The organism is Pseudomonas auratipiscis (genome assembly GCF_036324085.1).
Taxonomy (GTDB): Bacteria; Pseudomonadota; Gammaproteobacteria; order Pseudomonadales; family Pseudomonadaceae; genus Aquipseudomonas; species Aquipseudomonas auratipiscis.
In genome coordinates this window covers 1-18,854 of the sequence record NZ_JAZDCU010000002.1, presented here as the reverse complement: position 1 = coordinate 18,854, position 18,854 = coordinate 1, and the positions used below count along the sequence as shown (strand labels likewise).

Sequence of the window (18,854 nt, the reverse complement as noted above, 5' to 3'; positions counted from 1 at the left end):
GTTTCGTACAACGATGTCAGAAAAAAAGAAAAGGCCTCCGAAGAGGCCTTTCTTTAGTGCGTTACTGGATTAGCAGCTGTAGTACAGCTCGTATTCCAGTGGGTGTACGAAGGTACGAACCTTGATTTCTTCTTCGCTCTTCAGAGCGATGTAGGCATCGATGAAGTCGTCGGAGAACACGCCACCTTTGGTCAGGAACGCACGGCCCTTGTCCAGCTCTTCCAGGGCTTCTTTCAGGCTGCCGCAAACCTGTGGAATCTCTTTCGCCTCTTCAGGCGGCAGGTCGTACAGGTTCTTATCAGCGGCATCGCCTGGGTGGATCTTGTTCTGGATACCGTCCAGGCCGGCCATCATCAGTGCAGCGAAGCACAGGTATGGGTTGGCAGCCGGGTCCGGGAAGCGAGCTTCGATGCGACGGGCTTTCGGGCTGGAAACGTATGGAATACGGATCGATGCCGAACGGTTGCGAGCGGAGTAGGCCAGCATTACCGGGGCTTCGAAGCCTGGTACCAGACGCTTGTAGGAGTTGGTAGCCGGGTTGGTGAAGCCGTTCAGTGCCTTACCGTGCTTGATGATGCCGCCGATGAAGTACAGAGCAGTATCGGACAGGCCGGCATAGCCTTCGCCGGAGAAGGTGTTCTTACCTTCTTTGGAGATGGACATGTGTACGTGCATACCCGAGCCGTTGTCGCCGTACAGCGGCTTAGGCATGAAGGTAGCGGTGCGACCGTAAGCGTCGGCAACGTTGTGTACGCAGTACTTGAGAGTCTGAACTTCGTCAGCCTTCTTCACCAGGGTGTTGAACTGCACGCCGATTTCGTTCTGGCCGGCAGTTGCCACTTCGTGGTGGTGAACTTCGATGACCAGGCCCATTTCTTCCATGGCGTTGCACATGGCAGTACGGATTTCGTGGTCGTGGTCGAATGGAGGCACTGGGAAGTAGCCGCCTTTGACGCCTGGACGGTGGCCTTTGTTACCGCCTTCCACGTCCTGGTCGGACATCCACGAGCCTTGCTCGGAGTAGATTTTGAACATCGAGCCGGAGATGTCGGACTTGAACTTCACTTCGTCGAAGATGAAGAACTCAGGCTCTGGACCGACGAATACGGTGTCACCGATACCGGTGGTCTTCAGGTACTCTTCAGCGCGGCGGGCAATGGCGCGAGGGTCGCGGTCATAGCCTTGCATGGTCGAAGGTTCGATGATGTCGCAGACCAGAATCAGGGTCGGCTCTTCGGTGAACGGGTCGAGTACGGCGGAGGAGTCGTCCGGCATCAGGATCATGTCGGAAGCTTCGATGCCTTTCCAGCCAGCAATGGAGGAACCGTCGAACATCTTGCCGGCTTCGAAGAAATCTTCGTCCAGCGCATCACGCGATGGCATGGTGACGTGATGTTGAATGCCTTTGGTATCAGTGAAGCGCAGATCAATCCATTTAACGTCATGATCTTTGATGAGTTGAACCGACTTCGACATAGTGTCCTCCGGGTGGGGTAGAGCTTGCCTGTGCAGCCCTTGAATTTGGGTGATGCCGGGCGCGAATAGTCGGCCAAGGCAACCTGCCTCACAAGGGAGCAAATTGCATGCCAGTGCCCCGGTTTGGAAAGTTTGCCCCATTCCCAAGCGTTTCCGGGCATTGCCAGCAAAATGTCGGGCGGTTTATGCACTGTAACGAGGCGTAATTTTCCTTTGACGACCCAATATGGTGCACGAAAAACCTTCTGCACATTAATTGGTCAAACCTTGAGCAATTTCCGCTATAATCCGCGCCCCACTTTTTTAGTCGGTAGCTCGCGCGCAGTTTTTCATGAAACTAATCGTAAAAGTCTTCCCAGAGATCACCATCAAGAGCCGCCCGGTTCGCAAGCGTTTCATTCGTCAACTGGGCCGCAACATCCGTACCGTGCTCAAGGACCTCGATCCTGCGCTCGCGGTCAACGGTGTCTGGGACAACCTCGAAGTGATCACTCATGTCGAGGACGAAAAGGTTCTGCGCGAGATGACCGAGCGCCTCACGTGCATGCCCGGCATTGCCCATTTCCTGCAGGTTGACGAGTACCCGCTGGGTGACTTCGACGACATCGTCGCCAAGTGCAAGGCGCACTTCGGTCACCTGCTGGCTGGCAAGCGTTTCGCCGTGCGTTGCAAGCGTGGCGGTCACCACGATTTCACCTCGATGGATGTCGATCGTTATGTTGGCAGCCAATTGCGCCAGCAGTGCGGTGCTGCAGGTATCGACTTGCGCAACCCTGAGGTCGAAGTGCGCATCGAGGTGCGTGACAAGCGTCTGTATGTGATTCACAACCAGCACAAAGGCATTGGCGGCTACCCGCTGGGTGCCCTGGAGCAGACCCTGGTACTGATGTCCGGTGGTTTCGACTCTACCGTTGCGGCTTATCAGATGATGCGTCGCGGCCTGATGACCCACTTCTGCTTCTTTAACCTGGGCGGCCGTGCCCACGAGCTGGGGGTGATGGAAGTCGCCCACTTCCTGTGGAAAAAGTACGGTAGCAGCCAGCGCGTTCTGTTTATCAGCGTGCCGTTCGAAGAAGTGGTCGGTGAGATCCTCGGCAAGGTCGATAACAGTTACATGGGCGTCACGCTCAAGCGCATGATGCTGCGTGCGGCGGCGCACATGGCCGATCGTCTGGAAATCGACGCACTGGTAACCGGCGAGGCGATTTCCCAGGTTTCCAGCCAAACTCTGCCGAACCTGGCGATCATCGATTCGGCGACCGACAAGCTGGTACTGCGCCCGCTGCTGGCTAGCCACAAACAGGACATCATCGACCAGGCCAACGAAATCGGCACCGCCGACTTCGCCAAGCATATGCCTGAGTATTGCGGCGTGATCTCGGTAAACCCGACCACTCATGCCAAGCGTCATCGCATGGAACATGAAGAGAAACAGTTCGACATGGCCGTGCTGGAGCGTGCCCTGGAGCGCGCCCGCCTGATTTCCATCGACAATGTGATCGATGAGCTGAGCCAGGATATCCAGGTCGAGGAAGTCGAGCAGGCGCTGGCCGGTCAAGTCGTCATCGATATTCGTCATCCGGATGCCCAAGAAGATGAACCGCTGCAACTGGACGGCATCGAAGTCAAAGTGATGCCGTTTTATGCGATCAATAGCCGCTTCAAGGACCTGGACCCTACGCGCCAGTACTTGCTGTATTGCGACAAGGGCGTGATGAGTCGGCTGCATGCCCATCACCTGCTGAGCGAGGGACATGCCAATGTGCGTGTTTATCGACCGGCATAAGACGCCGGGGTTGTATGGCGGCAGTATCCGCCATCGCCCTCCCGACCGCCGGGCAGTCTGAGCGCCGTTCATTCATATTCGCCACTTAAAATAGTGGCAACCCGAATCCTCTGATCGAGATACACAAGTGATCGAAAATCTACGTAACATCGCCATCATCGCCCACGTTGACCATGGTAAAACCACTTTGGTCGACAAACTCCTGCGTCAATCCGGCACTCTGGAGCGTAACGAGCTCAACGACGAGCGCGTCATGGACTCCAACGACCAGGAAAAAGAGCGCGGTATTACCATTCTGGCGAAAAACACCGCCATCAACTGGAACGGCTACCACATCAACATCGTCGACACCCCAGGCCACGCCGACTTCGGTGGCGAGGTTGAGCGTGTAATGTCGATGGTTGACTCGGTGCTGCTGCTGGTCGACGCCCAAGACGGCCCTATGCCGCAAACCCGTTTCGTGACCAAGAAGGCTTTCGAAGCCGGCCTGCGTCCAATCGTGGTGATCAACAAGGTTGACCGTCCAGGCGCACGTCCTGACTGGGTTCTGGACCAGATCTTCGATCTGTTCGACAACCTCGGTGCTACCGAAGAACAGCTGGACTTTAAAGTCGTCTACGCCTCGGCCCTGAACGGTATTGCCGGTCTGGACCACACCGAAATGGCCGAAGACATGACCCCGCTGTACCAGTCGATCATCGACAACGTACCGGCTCCTGCCGTTGACCGTGACGGTCCGTTCCAGATGCAAATCTCGGCACTGGACTACAACAGCTTCCTGGGTGTTATCGGTGTTGGCCGTATCGCTCGTGGTCGCGTCAAGCCGAACACTCCGGTTGTCGCTATCGATGTCGACGGCAAGAAGCGTAACGGCCGTATCCTGAAGCTGATGGGTCACCACGGTCTGCACCGCATCGACGTTGAAGAAGCGCTGGCCGGCGACATCGTCTGCATCAGCGGCTTCGACGAGCTGTTCATCTCCGACACCCTGTGCTCCCCGGACGCAGTAGAGGCGATGAAGCCACTGACCGTCGACGAGCCAACCGTTTCGATGACCTTCCAGGTCAACGACTCGCCGTTCTGCGGTAAAGAAGGCAAGTTCGTCACCAGCCGTAACATCAAAGAGCGTCTGGACAAAGAGCTGCTGTATAACGTTGCACTGCGCGTTGAAGAAGGCGACTCGGCTGACAAGTTCAAGGTGTCCGGCCGTGGTGAGCTGCACCTGTCGGTACTGATCGAAACCATGCGTCGCGAAGGCTTCGAAATGGGTGTTGGTCGTCCGGAAGTAATCATCCGTGAAGTCGACGGCGTGAAGAACGAGCCGTTCGAAAACGTCACCATCGACATCCCTGAAGATTCGCAGGGCAAGGTCATGGAAGAAATGGGTCTGCGTAAAGGCGACCTGACCAACATGGTTCCGGATGGCAAGGGCCGTGTACGCCTGGAATACAACATCCCAGCCCGTGGTCTGATCGGTTTCCGTAACCAGTTCCTGACCCTGACCAACGGTGCAGGCATCCTGACCTCGATCTTCGATCGCTACGCTCCGATGAAGTCCGGCCACATGTCCGGCCGTCAGAACGGCGTACTGGTTTCGGTTGAAACCGGCAAGGCCCTGACCTACTCCCTGGAAACTCTGCAGGCTCGCGGCAAGCTGTTCGTAGAGCACGGTCAGGAGATCTACAACGGTCAAATCGTTGGCCTGAACAGCCGTGACAACGACCTGGGCGTCAACCCTACCAAGGGCAAGAAGCTCGACAACATGCGCGCTTCGGGTAAAGACGAAACCATCGCTCTGGTTCCGCCTGTTCGCTTCACCCTGGAACAGGCTCTGGAATTCATCCAGGACGACGAGCTGTGCGAAGTAACACCTAAGTCGATCCGTCTGCGTAAGAAGATCCTCGACGAAGGCGAGCGTACTCGCGCTGCCAAGAAAGCCAAAGCTAACTAAGTTAGGCTGAAACGAAAACGCCCCCGGTCGAAAGGCCGGGGGCGTTTTTGTTTGTCTGCTGTAATCAGTCTGGCCCGCGTACTGTAGAAGCGGGCTTGCCCCGCGATTAGCCAACTGGCAGCAATAGCTCCTCGCAGGGCAAACCGATTCCCAGCGGTTTAGCGACGCGCCGCAGGCTTGGGAATATAGGCGCAGTAGCCCGGACGAGGCCCGACGCGCGGATGGTTACGGCAGGTGTCCGGACGCTTGTCATAAATGGTGCACAGACGGCTTTTACGATCCAGGTACAAGCAGTCGTCGTTACTCATTTGCGCCAGGGTGAAAATCCCCGACTTCTGATTGAAACGATCGACGATGCCTTCTTTCTGCAAGCGCTTGGCAATCGACTTTGGCGGCTCGCCTTGCTCGAATTCATCCACCACGCCAATGCGGATCAGGTCTTTCAGCTTCACTTCCACTGGCAATTGGCAGCAGGTGGAATTGCAGCCTCCGCACATATGGCTGACATATTTTTGCCAGGTATCCAGCCGGTCAACTTCGGCGGCGGCAATCAGGGTCGGTTTCATCAGGCTCAGGTTTTAGATGTTCTAGTAGGCGCGCGATCATACCGGAGTTGGTCAAAATGTGAACAACCATTTGCCGGTTCTTGCTCCTGTGCTGCGAGCTTTTGCACAGAAACCCAAGAACCAGAGCCAACGCTCTGTGTCGAACGGTCTAGGCTGAGAAATCTCCATCCGCATTCGTCAACTTGCCCGAGGACGTCGCATGTCTCAGGAACCACTCGCTCGTGACGCAGAGGTGGCTGCTTTTCGCACCGCTGTACTGGATAAATTGACCTATTCGGTCGGTAAGGACCCGGAGCATGCTTTCGATCATGACTGGTTCGAGGCCATTGCCCTGGCAGCCCGTGATCACATGGTCGATCACTGGATGGACCATACGCGGCAGATCTATCGCAAGAGCCAGAAGCGCGTTTACTACTTATCCCTGGAGTTCCTCATCGGTCGCTTGCTGTACGACAGCTTGAGCAATCTGGGGTTGCTGGACGTCGCCCGTGAGGCGCTCGAGGGGCTCGATGTCGATTTGGAGCGCATTCGCCTGTTGGAGCCGGATGCGGCGCTGGGCAATGGTGGTCTTGGGCGCTTGGCGGCGTGCTTCATGGAAAGCATGTCGACCCTGGGCATCGCCGCCCACGGTTATGGCATTCGCTACGAGCACGGTCTGTTTCGTCAGGCAGTGGTCGATGGTTGGCAGCAGGAACAGACCGAGAACTGGCTGGATTTCGGCAACCCCTGGGAGTTCGAGCGCGCCGAGGTGATCTATCCGATCAGCTTCGGTGGCAGCGTCGAGACGGTGCATGACGCCGATGGCCAACAGCGCCAGGTGTGGTGGCCGGGCGAAACGGTACGGGCTGTGGCATATGACACGCCAGTGGTTGGCTGGCGCGGTTCCAGCGTCAATACCTTGCGTCTATGGCGTGCGCGAGCCCTGGAGGAGCTGCACCTGGAGCGATTCAATGCCGGGGATCACTTGGGCGCCGTGGCCGAAGTGGCGCGCGCCGAAAGTATTTCGCGGGTGCTTTACCCCGCCGACAGTACCGAGGCCGGGCAGGAGTTGCGTCTGCGTCAGGAGTACTTTTTCGTCAGCGCCTCGCTGCAGGACCTGTTGCGCCGGCACCTGAACATGCACGACAGCCTGCTCAACCTGCATGAGTCGGCAGCGATCCAGCTCAATGACACTCACCCCTCGATTGCCGTGGCCGAATTGATGCGCCTACTGGTAGACCAGCATGAGGTGCCGTGGGACACCGCCTGGCAACTGACTGTCGATACACTTGCATACACCAACCACACCCTGTTGCCTGAAGCGCTGGAAACCTGGCCCGTCGGCCTGATGGAGCGCATGTTGCCGCGGCACATGCAGATCATCTACCTGATCAATGCCTTTCACATCGATGCGCTGCGGGCCAAGGGCATTCATGACTTTGACGTACTGCGCGCGGTATCGCTGATCGAGGAAGACAATGGTCGGCGGGTGCGGATGGGAAACCTGGCCTTCCTTGGTTCGCATAGCGTCAATGGCGTGTCTGCATTGCACACCAAGTTGATGCGCAGCACGGTGTTTGCCGAGCTGCACAAGCTCTACCCCGAACGGATCAACAACAAGACCAATGGCATTACCTTCCGTAGATGGCTGTACCAGGCCAATCCACAGTTGACCGCTATGCTGGTTGAAGCCTTGGGCGATGGTTTGCTCGACGATCCGGAAGGTCGCTTGCGTGATCTTGAGCCCTTTGCCGACAAGGCAGCGTTTCGCAACCAGTTTGCCGAGCAGCGTTTGCACAGCAAGAGGGCACTGGCCGCTTTGATCCAGGAGCGCCTGGGCATATCAGTCAACCCTGAGGCGATGTTCGATGTGCAGGTCAAGCGCATCCACGAGTACAAGCGCCAGTTGCTCAACCTGCTGCACACTGTGGCCCTGCATCAGGCGATCCGCTCGGAACCGGGAGCGGGATGGGCGCCGCGGGTAAAAATTTTCGCTGGCAAGGCTGCCGCCAGTTACCACCAAGCCAAACTGATCATCAAATTGAGCAACGACATCGCTCGGGTGGTGAACAACGACCCCACGGTCCGCGGCCTGCTCAAAGTGGTGTTCTTGCCCAACTACAACGTCAGTCTGGCTGAAAGCATCATCCCGGCGGCCGATCTTTCCGAGCAGATCTCCACTGCCGGTTATGAGGCTTCCGGGACCAGCAACATGAAATTCGGCCTCAACGGTGCCCTGACCATCGGCACCCTGGATGGCGCCAACGTCGAGATGTGTGAGGAAGTGGGCGCGGAAAACATGTTTATCTTCGGCTTGACCGCGCAGCAGGTCGAGGCTCGCAAGCGCAGCGGCGAATTCGGTGCCAATGCGGCGATAGGCGCCTCTCATCGGCTCAATGACGTGCTCCAGGCCATTCGCAGTGGGGTGTTCTCTCCGGATGATCCCGCGCGATATGTGGGATTGGTGGACTCATTGGTGGCTCATGATCGCTTTCTGGTGTGTGCCGATTTTGATGCCTATTGGGACGCCCAGATGCGCGTCGAAGCGCTCTGGCACGACCCCAAGCGGTGGTGGCGCACAGCTGTGCTCAACACCGCACGGATGGGCTGGTTTTCCTCGGACCGGACAATTCGCGAGTACGCCACGCAAATCTGGAAAGCCCTCGACTAAGCTGTGCAGGACGGTCCGGGAGGGGTGAACTCTCGGGCCAAAGTGCCGTCTGATCGGGCAAGCGTGTCGGATAGCTCGCTAGCGCTTCACTCTCCCTGTAAACTGCGTGGGTTTTTATTACCCCCTTCTTCGGAGCCTTACATGTCCCGCGTTACCCTGAGTCGCTATTTGATTGAGCAGACCCGCAGCAACAGTACTCCTGCCGATCTGCGCTTCCTGATCGAAGTGGTGGCGCGTGCGTGCAAGGAGATCAGCCACAACGTTTCCAAGGGCGCCCTGGGCGGTGTTCTGGGCAGCATGGGTACCGAAAACGTGCAGGGCGAAGTCCAGAAGAAACTGGACGTGATTTCCAACGATATCCTCCTCGAAGCCAACGAGTGGGGCGGCCACCTGGCCGGCATGGCATCCGAAGAAATGGACAATGCCTATCAGATTCCGGGCAAATACCCGAAAGGCGCCTACCTGCTGGTATTCGACCCGCTGGACGGTTCGTCGAACATCGACGTCAACGTTTCGGTCGGTACCATCTTCTCGGTACTGCGTTGCCCCAACGAGTACCTGAGTCAGAACGAAAGCCTCAACGAACAGGCTTTCCTGCAACCAGGCACCAAGCAAGTAGCTGCCGGTTACGCGATCTATGGCCCCCAGACCATGCTGATCCTGACCTTGGGCAACGGCGTCAAAGGCTTCACCCTGGACCGCGAACTGGGCAGCTTCGTACTGACTCATGAAAACATCCAGGTGCCAGAAACCACCGCCGAGTTCGCTATCAACATGTCCAACCAGCGTCACTGGGAAGAGCCGGTGACCCGCTATGTTGGCGAGCTGCTGGCAGGTGAAACCGGCCCGCTGAAAAAGAACTACAACATGCGCTGGATCGCCTCGATGGTTGCCGATGTACATCGCATCCTCACCCGCGGCGGCCTGTTCATGTATCCACGTGACGCGCGCGAGCCTTCCAAGCCAGGCAAGCTGCGCCTGATGTACGAAGCCAACCCGATGTCGTTCATCATCGAACAGGCTGGCGGTGCTTCCACCGACGGCAAACAGCGCATCCTCGACATCCAGCCCGAGAGCCTGCACCAGCGTGTGGCAGTGTTCCTCGGCTCCAAGCAGGAAGTCGAGCGCGTTACCGGTTATCACCAGGAGTAAGTCATGCTCGCACCTTGGCAGCCGTTACTGGAGTGGTGGTTCGGATGGGGCACCAGTCCCAAGGACGTCGCTGACGAGAAGAGCACGCTGTGGTTTGGCAAGCACCACGATGCCGAGGCGCAAGAGCACTTCGGCGACCTGGTCGAGCTAGCCCTGGCGGGTGGTCTGGATGAGTGGCTGCAAAGCCCACAGGGCTGGCTTGGCCTGGTGCTATTGCTCGACCAGCTCCCGCGCATGATCTACCGTGACACTCCGCGCGCCTTCGATGGCGACCGGCGTGCGCAGGTACTGGTGATGCAAGGGTTGGGCAAGCATTGGGACTACCAATTGCTGCCGATCCAGCGGGTGTTCATCCTGCTGGTGCTGGAGCATGCTGAAGTGCTGGATTGGCAGAACGTCAGTGTCGAGCGTTATCAACTGTTGCTCGATGCCCAGCCGGAAAGTGATCGGCGATTGTTCGAAGGCTTCCTCGATTACGCCGAACAGCACCAGCGAGTCATTGCCCGTTTTGGCCGTTTCCCACATCGTAATCTGACCCTGAATCGGCCGAGTACCGACGAAGAGATGGACTTTCTACTGGAGCCGGGCTCAAGGTTCTGAGTTGGTTTTCATCGCGGGGCAGTCCGCTCCCACCGACGCAGGTGGGTTCGGGCTTGCCCCGTGACAGTTTTACTTCAGATCCTGAAGCTGCCTACCAGATGCTTCAGACGACTGGCCTGATTTTCCAGGTCTTTGCAGGCACGCAAGGTCGCTTGCAGGTTTTCCACGCCTTCCTGATTCAGCGTATTGATTTCGGTGATGTCGACATTGATCGACTCGACCACGGCCGTCTGCTCTTCGGTCGCGGTGGCTACTGACTGGTTCATGCCGTCGATTTCACCAATGCGCTGGGTGACACTGCCCAGTCGTTCACCTGCCTGGTTGGCGATGCCGACGCTGTGCTGACTCTGGCTCTGGCTTTCGGTCATGGTGCTGACCGCCACCTGCGCGCCGGCCTGCAGCTCTTCAATGATTCGTTGTACCTGCTGCGCCGAGTCCTGGGTGCGGTGGGCAAGGTTGCGCACCTCATCAGCGACGACGGCGAAGCCGCGGCCGGCTTCACCTGCTCGTGCTGCCTCGATGGCGGCATTGAGCGCCAGCAAGTTGGTTTGCTGGGAAATGCCGCTGATTACCTCGAGGATCTGACCGATGTTCACCGTGTTGGCGTTCAAGGTCTCGATGTTGCTGCAGGAGTCACTGATCTTTGCCGACAGCTGATTCATAACGTCGATGGTTTGATCGACCACATGCTGGCCTTCTTCGGCCAGGTTGCGCGCGTCGCTGGAGTGCTGCGAGGCGAGTGCGGCGTTCTGGGCGATTTCCTGCGCTGCGGCTCCGAGTTGGTTGATCGCGGCCGCAACGCTGCTGGTGCGGCTCGATTGCTGGTCGGCGTTGTGAATCGAGGCATTTGAGGCGCTGACTACGCGCAGGGCCACTTCGTTGACCTGGCCGGTAGCCGAGGAAACTTCACGGATCGACTCGTGAATCCGTTCGACAAAACGGTTGAACGACTGACCGAGGCTACCGAACTCGTCCTGGCCGTGGATGCGCAGGCGCCGGGTAAGGTCGCCTTCGCCCTCGGCAATGTCGTGCATTGCCCGGCCCATGACGTGCAGGGGTTCCATCAATACGCGGATCAGTAGGCCAAGCAGGGCAATAATGATCAGCACGGCAATGACCGTGGCAAAAATCGCCGAGGTACGCAGTTCGCTGAGCATGGCGAAGGCAAAGTCCTGATCGAGCACCATGGCAACGTACCAATCGGCGGACGGCACGCCATTGACCTTGGTGAAGGTGATGAACTGTTTGTGCTCACCTTGTTCGAGCTCTTTCAGACCACTGCCGATCTGTGGGGTGTTCTGCGGATAGGCGTCGTTGAGGCTTTTCAGGGCCAGCTTGGCGTCTGGGTGCACAAGAATCTTGCCATCGCCGTTGACGATAAATGCGTGGCCGTGGCCGTCGAAGTTCAGTGCGTTGATGATCGAGCTGATGCTGTCCAGATCGGTGTCTGCACCATTGACGCCGATCAGGCGGCCTTGGTGCAGAACCGGTGTGGCCAGGGTGATTACCAGTTTGTTCATCGATGCCGAAATGTACGGTTCGGTGACGATGGTCTGGCCGGCACTGGTGGCGGCTTTATACCAACCGCGAACACGTGGGTCATAATCGGCAGCGCGGCTGCCTTGTGGAACCGACTGCATGTAGCCGTCCTGGCCACCGAAGTAGGTCAGGGCGAAGTTGCTGCTGTACACCGGCAGGTTGAGGCTGCGGGTCAGGCTCTCCTTGTCGGCGCCATCGACGGCTACCTGCTGAGACAACGAGTGCAGAATCTGGATGCGGCTTTGCAGCCAGGTCTGGATGTTGCTGCTGGTGAGGCTGCCAAGCTCCTGCATCGAAGCTTCAGTATTGCTGCGCAGCGTCTGGCGCTGGCGATAGTCGTTGAACAGGACAAAACAGGTAAAGGCGACTGCAACCACCAAGGCGGCGGCGAGCAGTATCTTGTGGCTGAACTTCAGGTTTTTTGTCATTGCGAGGTCTGTCTGCACACGGCGGGTCAACGGGGAGGGCGCGGCAATACGTCGCAGCGCGTATCTGTGTCGTCTGCACAAAGAAAAAGATGAGCCCAGAAGCGGTCTATACGACCAAAGGCAGTGAAATGGCGCCAGTAATACGCGGTAGCTCGGGAACCAGAGGTGGTTTTTCCCTTCTAAGCTGTCGGTAGGCCATTGCGCCTGCATCCCCATGTCCAGGAGTGACCTTTCATGTCGTTGCGTTCTCTCGCCCTGCTGTCCTTGTGCGTGTTTCTAACCGCGTGCAACAAGATCAATCAGGAAAACTATTCGAAGCTTCAAGCGGGCATGACCAAGGTCGAGGTCGAAAAACTGTTGGGCGCGCCCAAGGACTGCTCCGGCGCACTGGGCATGTCCAGTTGCACCTGGGGTGACGATAAGAGCTTTATCAGTGTGCAGTACGCCGCCGACAAGGTACTGATGTACTCCGGACAGGGACTCAAATGAAACGCTTACACCTGCTGTTTGCACTGTGTGCCGGCCTGATCCTGGGCGGCTGCGCTCACTCGGGTGCGGGGCCGATCCCGCCGAAGACGGTCGAGAGTGTCGACCTCAAGCGCTATCAGGGCAAATGGTTCGAACTGGCGCGCTTGCCGATGTTTTTTCAACGCGACTGCGCCCAGTCGGAGGCCCATTACAACGTGAGGCCCGATGGTACGGTCGGCGTGCTCAATCGCTGCCAGACCCTTGAAGGTGAATGGCAGGAAGCCAGCGGCACCGCCTCGCCACAGGTCGCCGGCAAGACCGACAAGCTCTGGGTTGTCTTCGATAACTGGTTCTCGAAAGTGCTGCCGGGGCTGGCCAAGGGTGAGTACTGGGTGCTGTACGTCGGCGACGACTACCAGACCGCGTTGGTCGGTAACCCGGACCGAAAATACCTGTGGATTCTTTCCCGCACGCCGAACGTTCCGGCCTGGCAGCGCGAAAGCCTCCTGGCCAAGGCGCGCCAGCAAGGCTACGACACCAATCGCCTGATCTGGCGAGTAGCGGACAAGGACATTGCTGCACATAAACAGTGAGGTCTTTTCGCGGGGCAAGCCCGGTTTCACCGGTTCTGATCGTTGGCCGGTGCAGGCTTGCCCTGTAATTGCAGCTTTAGCCTGCGCTCGTAACAGTTTACGGAAGCATCCTACATACCATCTAATGCCAACGAATTAGGCTTCACTCTCTGAACGCAGGGAGTAAAGCGAATGGCTAGTCACGGCTACATAACCATCACAGGTAAGGCGCAAGGGCTTATCTCCGCCGGGTGCTCAAGTCAGGAGTCTATTGGTAACAAATGCCAAGCCGGGCATGCCGATGAAATAATGGTATTGGCAATGAATCACGGTATGACAAATGTTGGCAATATCAAGCGCACCACACATGGTCCGATCGTTATCACCAAAAACATTGATAGATCATCACCGCTCTTGGCGTAGGCGTTGACCAATCGGGAAGCCATTGATTGCACGATCAGCTTCTATCGTACCTCAGCCTTTGGCACACAAGAGAAGTTTTTCACCATCAAGTTGGGCGGGGCGCAGGTCGCCGATTACTATGTTCGATCCTTTAAAGTTGCCGGAGATGTATCTCTTACAATAGAGGGAATGGCGAATCTACAAAGCGTCGACCAGATTCGAGAAGAGCTGAAAAAATGACGCTGTTTCTATATTTGTCTGCTCTTGTTTTAGGGTTATGGCTGGGTCGATTTTTCAAGACTTATTTTACCGGTCCTGATTTAAGCAATGCAGGAGCGTGGTTCTGTATCTTGTTTAATGTTTTTTTGGGTTCTATTCATTTTGGGCTCGTGCAAAATGAAAGGTTTCTGTTTATTGGTGACGTATCCAGTTGGGTGGATGAGTACCCCCTTGTTCTTTGGCCAGCGCTAATTGGTGTAGTTTTACACTCGACTTTTATGCCGGAGAAAACTACGCATTCGTAGAACGATTGACGGAAAATGCCTTGCTCGCTAACAAGAACAAGGCATCTCCAACGCATCAGCCCAACAACGTTCGTAGCACCTCGGTAAACGCCCGGGCGCTTTCTTCCTCGTGAGCATGACGCCCCTGACGCACCACCCACTGGCCATTGACCATTACATCGCGAACCTGACGATCCCCGCCGGCAAACAGCCAGCGGTTGAGGATGCCGTCTTCGCTGGCGGTTGCCAGGTAAGGATCGTTGCCGTCGAGCACCAACCAGTCTGCACGTTTGCCGACAGCCAGTTCGCCAATCGGCTGGCCCAGCGCCTGGGCGCCGCCGCTCAGTGCTGCGTCGTAGAGGGTCCACAACGTGAGGCCCGATGGTACAGTCGGCGTGCTCAATCGCTGCCAGACCCTTGAAGGTGAATAGCAGGAAGCCAGCGGCACCGCCTCGCCACAGGTCGCCGGCAAGACCGACAAGCTCTGGGTTGTCTTCGATAACTGGTTCTCGAAAGTGCCGGGGCTGGCCAAGGGCGAGTGCTGGGTGCTGTACGTCGGCGACGACTACCAGATCGCGTTGGTCGGTAACCCGGACCGAAAGTACCTGTGGATTCTTTCCCGCACGCCGAACGTTCCGGCCTGGCAGCGCGAAAGCCTCCTGGCCAAGGCGCGCCAACAAGGCTACGACACCAATCGCCTGATCTGGCGGGTAGCGGACAAGGACATTGCTGCACATAAGCAGTGAGGTCTTAGTGCGGGGCAAGCCCATTTACACCGGTTCTGATCGTTGGCCGGTGCAGGCTTGCCCTGCAATTGCTGATTAATCCTGCGCTCGTAACAAATTACGGAAGCATCCTACATACCATCTAATAGCCACGAATTAGGCTTCACTCTCTGATCGCAGGGAGTAAAGCCAATGGCTAGTCACGGCTACATAACCATCACAGGTAAGACGCAAGGGCTTATTTCCGCCGGGTGCTCAAGTCAGGAGTCGATTGGCAACAAATGCCAAGCCGGGCATGCCGATGAAATAATGGTATTGGCAATGAATCACGGCATGACAAATGTCGGCAATATCAAGCGCACCACACATGGTCCGATCGTTATCACCAAAAACATTGATAAATCATCACCGCTCTTGGCGCAGGCGTTGACCAATCGGAAGGTGTGACCAACATGGAGAGCGTGATGGCGATTCAAGGTGAGTTGGCGCGATGATGCTTCTGCTCTATTTGATATTTCTAGTTCTTGGGATCTGGCTCGGTTATTTCTTTAAGGTTTTTTTTACCGGTCCAGACTTGAGTTGTCGCGGCGTTTTTTTTTGTTTTATATTTAATTCGTCTCTTGGTGCGCTTCATTCTGGTCTTGTTTTGCGCGAAAAATTGTTCTTTATTGGCGATGTATCCAGTTGGGTTGATGAATATCCCCTTGTTCTTTGGCCGGCGCTGATTGGTGCATTTGCGCCTGCGATGCTCATGCCAAAGAAAACTGCACGCTCGTAGAACGATTGACGGAAAATGCCTTGCTCGCTAACAAGAACAAGGCATCTCCAACGCGTCAGCCCAACAACGTTCGTAGCACCTCGGTAAACGCGCGGGCGCTTTCTTCCTCGTGAGCATGACGCCCCTGACGCACCACCCACTGGCCATTGACCATCACATCGCGAACCTGACGATCCCCGCCGGCAAACAGCCAGCGGTTGAGAATGCCGTCTTCGCTGGCGGTTGCCAGGTAAGGATCGTTGCCGTCGAGCACCAACCAGTCTGCACGTTTGCCGACAGCCAGTTCGCCAATCGGCTGGCCCAGCGCCTGAGCGCCGCCGCTCAGTGCTGCGTCGTAGAGGGTCCGTCCGACCATTGGCTGATCGCCGCGATAGAGTCGATTGCGCCGCTGATCACGCAGGCGCTGGCCGTACTCCAGCCAGCGCAGTTCTTCAACCACGCTCAGTGACACGTGGCTGTCGGAACCAATGCCCAAGCGACCGCCCTGCGCCAGATAATCCACAGCAGGGAAGATGCCGTCGCCGAGGTTGGCTTCGGTGGTCAGGCACAAACCGGCAATCGCGCCGCTACGGGCCATGAGGGTAACTTCGTCGGCTTGCGCATGGGTGGCATGGACCAGGCACCAGCGCTGGTCGACTTCGGCGTTTTCATACAACCATTGCAGCGGACGACGGCCGCTCCAGGCCAGGCAATCGTCGACTTCCTTTTGCTGTTCGGCAATGTGGATGTGCACCGGGCAGGTTTTGTCGCTGACCGCCAGTACCTGGGCGATCTGCTCTGGTGTCACCGCGCGCAGCGAGTGGAAACACAGCCCCACCTGTTGCGCCGGTTGCCTGGCCAGTACAGGACCGAGTTGCTGTTGCAGCTTGAGGTATTGTTCGGTGCTGTTGATGAAGCGGCGCTGGCCTTCGTTCGGGGCCTGGCCGCCGAAGCCGGAGTGGCTATACAGCACTGGCAGCAAGGTAAGGCCGATGCCGCTGGCACGCGCCGCCTCGCTGATGCGCAGTGACAATTCAGCAGGATCGGCGTAGGCCTGGCCCTGTGTGTCGTGATGTACATAATGGAATTCAGCAACAGAAGTGTAACCAGCCTTGAGCATCTCGATGTAAAGCTGGCGGGCAATGACTTGCAGTTGTTCGGGACTGATCTTGCCCACCAAGCGGTACATCAGTTCACGCCAGGTCCAGAAACTGTCATTGGGGTTGCCGGCGACTTCGGCAAGCCCAGCCATGGCGCGCTGGAACGCGTGCGAGTGCAGGTTAGGCATGCCCGGCAACAGCGGGCCTGCCAGGCGCTCGGCACCCTCAGCCGAACCATTGGCCTGAACACTTGCGAGCAGGCCATGAGCGTCGACCTCGATTCGGACATTTTCGGCCCAGCCCGTGGGGAGCAAAGCGCGCTCGGCGAAGAAGACGGACATCGGCGCAACACCTCATTGTGATTATTTGTATATACATATACAGACGTTTGCCTGCTGGGTAAACTCCGGCAAGCTACCGTTCATTCAACCGAACAAAGGAAATCTTCCGTGCCGACACCTCCTGTCTCCGCGCTGGTTGCCCAGATGGGCGAGGGTCCGGCGCCGCTGTATGCCCGGGTCAAGCAAATGATCGCCCAGCAGATCCAGAATGGCAGCTGGCCGCCGCACCACCGGGTGCCATCGGAAAGCGAACTGGTCAGCCAATTGGGCTTCAGTCGCATGACCATCAATCGCGCCCTGCGAGAACTTACCGCCGAAGGGCTGTTGGTGCGTATGCAAGGGGTTGGCACCTTCGTGGCCGAGCCCAAGACCCGCTCTGCGCTGTTTGAAGTGAACAATATTGCCGACGAAATCGCTGCCCGTGGTCATCAACATACGTGCCAAGTGATAACCCTCGCCGAAGAAGCCGCCGGTTCCGAGCGTGCCTTGGCCCTGGATATGCGCGAAGGGCAGCGGGTATTTCATTCGCTGATCGTGCATTACGAAAATGGCATTGCCGTGCAAATCGAAGATCGCTTCGTCAATGCTCAGATTGCGCCTGATTACCTCAAGCAGGACTTCACCCGGCAAACACCCTATGCCTACCTGTCTCAGGTCGCGCCATTGACCGAGGGCGAGCATGTGGTCGAGGCGATATTGGCCGAGCCGGAAGAATGCCGTCTTCTGCACATTGAACAAGGCGAGCCGTGCTTGTTGATTCGCCGCCGCACCTGGTCGGGTCGCCAGCCAGTGACTGCCGCTCGTCTGATTCACCCAGGTTCCCGTCACCGTCTGGAAGGACGCTTCAGCAAATGAGCCAGCTACAGGTTTTACGTGCCAAGGATTACCCCCGCATGCCGTGGAAAAACGGCGGCGGTAGCACCGAAGAAATCACCCGGGATGCGGGCGAAGGTCTGGAAGGTTTCGGCTGGCGACTGTCGATTGCCGATATCGCCGAGTCCGGAGGATTTTCCAGCTTTGCCGGATACCAGCGCATTATCACCGTGCTCGAAGGTGAAGGCATGCGTCTGCAGGTTGATGGCCAGGCCACGCGACCATTATTGCCCTTCGATGCGTTTGCCTTCAGCGGCGAAAGCCAGGTGAGCTGCACGTTGCTTGGCAGTTCGATTCGCGACTTCAACCTGATCTACTCCCCGCAGCGTTACCGTGCGCGCCTGCAGTGGCTGGATGGCAGTCAGCGAGTGTTCAGCTCGGCCTCGACGCTGCTGCTGTTCGCCGCCGCCTCGCAGGTGGAAGTGGCACTGGCCGGGCAGGGCGATCACATGTTGGGGCGCTATGACTGCCTGCATCTGGATGCCAACACCGATCTGCAGACCTTGAACGTTCAAGGGCGCTGCTGTCTGATCGAGCTTACCGCGCACTGAGCGTGTTACGCCTCGGCCGAATTATTCGGCTGGGGCTGTTACCTAATGACCCAAAGTGGTGCAACGCCACTGGTCGGCTTCCGCTCACCGTCCATCTCCTCCGAATTTTTTTCATTCCGCCAAAGCCAAGCGCTGCGGGGCTCTGGCGCCGGCATTTCAGCCCCGTAGCTCACGGAGATGATGAGTTGGCATTTCAATTGCCTATGCTTGTACATACAAGTAAAGATGTGTTTGTATGAGCCCCATGACACACCCAATGCCTGGGTTGCTCTGGACTGATTGCTTAGGAGCCATTTCCGTGACCGACAACAACTTCAAAAAATTCCGTGACGTCGAAATCCGCGCAGCACGCGGCAACAAGCTCACCGCCAAAAGCTGGCTGACCGAAGCGCCCCTGCGCATGCTGATGAACAA

15 protein-coding genes and 5 pseudogenes are annotated in these 18,854 nt (G+C 57.3%); 14 read left to right on the top strand and 6 right to left on the bottom strand.

All coding sequences use genetic code 11. The annotated features are described in order from the left end of the window. Window positions 1-69 precede the first annotated feature (69 nt). Entirely contained in the window at window positions 70-1,476 is a 1,407-nt protein-coding gene (gene glnA, locus V0R60_RS02545; RefSeq protein WP_045181822.1) for a glutamate--ammonia ligase, read from the bottom strand. Between the two features lie 331 nt (window positions 1,477-1,807). On the opposite strand from glnA, the gene thiI reads away from it, so the two are divergent. Continuing rightward, window positions 1,808-3,262, top strand: a complete 1,455-nt coding sequence (gene thiI / locus V0R60_RS02540; RefSeq protein ID WP_136478548.1) for a tRNA uracil 4-sulfurtransferase ThiI — start codon at window positions 1,808-1,810, stop codon at window positions 3,260-3,262. A 127-nt stretch (window positions 3,263-3,389) separates the two neighbouring features. Beyond that, entirely contained in the window at window positions 3,390-5,213 is a 1,824-nt protein-coding gene (gene typA, locus V0R60_RS02535) for a translational GTPase TypA (RefSeq protein WP_136478547.1), read from the top strand. Between the two features lie 158 nt (window positions 5,214-5,371). Here the strand turns inward: typA and V0R60_RS02530 are convergent, their stop codons facing one another. After that, complete coding sequence (locus V0R60_RS02530; protein ID WP_136478546.1) at window positions 5,372-5,779, bottom strand: YkgJ family cysteine cluster protein; 408 nt, start codon at window positions 5,777-5,779, stop codon at window positions 5,372-5,374. A gap of 199 nt (window positions 5,780-5,978) precedes the next feature. Between V0R60_RS02530 and V0R60_RS02525 the strand changes: the two genes are divergently transcribed. The 3 genes from V0R60_RS02525 to V0R60_RS02515 all read left to right on the top strand — a co-directional run bounded on the left by V0R60_RS02525 (window position 5,979) and on the right by V0R60_RS02515 (window position 10,181). Continuing rightward, a complete protein-coding gene (locus V0R60_RS02525) occupies window positions 5,979-8,429 on the top strand; it encodes a glycogen/starch/alpha-glucan phosphorylase (protein WP_136478545.1) in 2,451 nt (816 codons plus the stop codon). Window positions 8,430-8,570: 141 nt separating this feature from the next. Beyond that, window positions 8,571-9,581: a class 1 fructose-bisphosphatase gene (locus tag V0R60_RS02520; protein ID WP_136478544.1), complete on the top strand. Its 1,011-nt coding sequence runs from the start codon at window positions 8,571-8,573 to the stop codon at window positions 9,579-9,581. Window positions 9,582-9,584: 3 nt separating this feature from the next. Further along, window positions 9,585-10,181, top strand: coding sequence for a DUF924 family protein (locus tag V0R60_RS02515; RefSeq protein WP_136478543.1), 597 nt, complete (start codon window positions 9,585-9,587; stop codon window positions 10,179-10,181). A gap of 74 nt (window positions 10,182-10,255) precedes the next feature. Here V0R60_RS02515 and V0R60_RS26920 read toward each other — a convergent pair whose 3' ends face one another. Then, window positions 10,256-11,056 carry a methyl-accepting chemotaxis protein gene (locus tag V0R60_RS26920; protein ID WP_371922339.1) on the bottom strand — a complete coding sequence of 267 codons (801 nt, stop codon included), beginning with the start codon at window positions 11,054-11,056 and terminating at the stop codon, window positions 10,256-10,258. A gap of 54 nt (window positions 11,057-11,110) precedes the next feature. Continuing rightward, window positions 11,111-12,148 (bottom strand): annotated as a pseudogene (locus V0R60_RS26915) (HAMP domain-containing protein); the annotation flags it as partial. Between the two features lie 234 nt (window positions 12,149-12,382). On the opposite strand from V0R60_RS26915, the gene bamE reads away from it, so the two are divergent. From bamE to tssD (V0R60_RS02495), 3 genes and pseudogenes are all read left to right on the top strand, one after another. Continuing rightward, window positions 12,383-12,637 carry an outer membrane protein assembly factor BamE domain-containing protein gene (gene bamE / locus V0R60_RS02505; protein WP_136478541.1) on the top strand — a complete coding sequence of 85 codons (255 nt, stop codon included), beginning with the start codon at window positions 12,383-12,385 and terminating at the stop codon, window positions 12,635-12,637. Further along, a complete protein-coding gene (locus V0R60_RS02500) occupies window positions 12,634-13,209 on the top strand; it encodes a lipocalin family protein (RefSeq protein ID WP_136478540.1) in 576 nt (191 codons plus the stop codon). The genes bamE and V0R60_RS02500 overlap by 4 nt, the downstream gene beginning before the upstream one ends. Before the next feature lie 171 nt (window positions 13,210-13,380). Then, window positions 13,381-13,725 (top strand): annotated as a pseudogene (gene tssD / locus V0R60_RS02495) (type VI secretion system tube protein TssD); the annotation flags it as partial. Window positions 13,726-14,169: 444 nt separating this feature from the next. Here tssD (V0R60_RS02495) and V0R60_RS02490 read toward each other — a convergent pair. Further along, window positions 14,170-14,457: pseudogene (locus tag V0R60_RS02490) on the bottom strand (amidohydrolase family protein); the annotation flags it as partial. 1 nt (window position 14,458) lies between these two features. On the opposite strand from V0R60_RS02490, the pseudogene V0R60_RS02485 reads away from it, so the two are divergent. The 3 genes and pseudogenes from V0R60_RS02485 to V0R60_RS02475 form a co-directional block, all read left to right on the top strand. Then, window positions 14,459-14,839 (top strand): annotated as a pseudogene (locus V0R60_RS02485) (lipocalin family protein); the annotation flags it as partial. A 171-nt stretch (window positions 14,840-15,010) separates the two neighbouring features. After that, a pseudogene (gene tssD, locus V0R60_RS02480) lies at window positions 15,011-15,259 on the top strand (type VI secretion system tube protein TssD); the annotation flags it as partial. Window positions 15,260-15,308: 49 nt separating this feature from the next. Continuing rightward, entirely contained in the window at window positions 15,309-15,596 is a 288-nt protein-coding gene (locus tag V0R60_RS02475; RefSeq protein WP_330078917.1) for a hypothetical protein, read from the top strand. A gap of 55 nt (window positions 15,597-15,651) precedes the next feature. Here V0R60_RS02475 and V0R60_RS02470 read toward each other — a convergent pair whose 3' ends face one another. After that, entirely contained in the window at window positions 15,652-17,016 is a 1,365-nt protein-coding gene (locus V0R60_RS02470) for a formimidoylglutamate deiminase (protein ID WP_330078918.1), read from the bottom strand. Window positions 17,017-17,160: 144 nt separating this feature from the next. On the opposite strand from V0R60_RS02470, the gene hutC reads away from it, so the two are divergent. From hutC to V0R60_RS02455, 3 genes are all read left to right on the top strand, one after another. After that, a complete protein-coding gene (gene hutC, locus V0R60_RS02465; RefSeq protein ID WP_168198528.1) occupies window positions 17,161-17,871 on the top strand; it encodes a histidine utilization repressor in 711 nt (236 codons plus the stop codon). After that, a complete protein-coding gene (locus V0R60_RS02460; protein ID WP_330078919.1) occupies window positions 17,868-18,440 on the top strand; it encodes a HutD/Ves family protein in 573 nt (190 codons plus the stop codon). The genes hutC and V0R60_RS02460 overlap by 4 nt, the downstream gene beginning before the upstream one ends. Window positions 18,441-18,738: 298 nt before the next feature. Then, a partial coding sequence (locus tag V0R60_RS02455) for a hypothetical protein (RefSeq protein WP_330078926.1) occupies window positions 18,739-18,854 on the top strand: 116 nt, incomplete at its 3' end.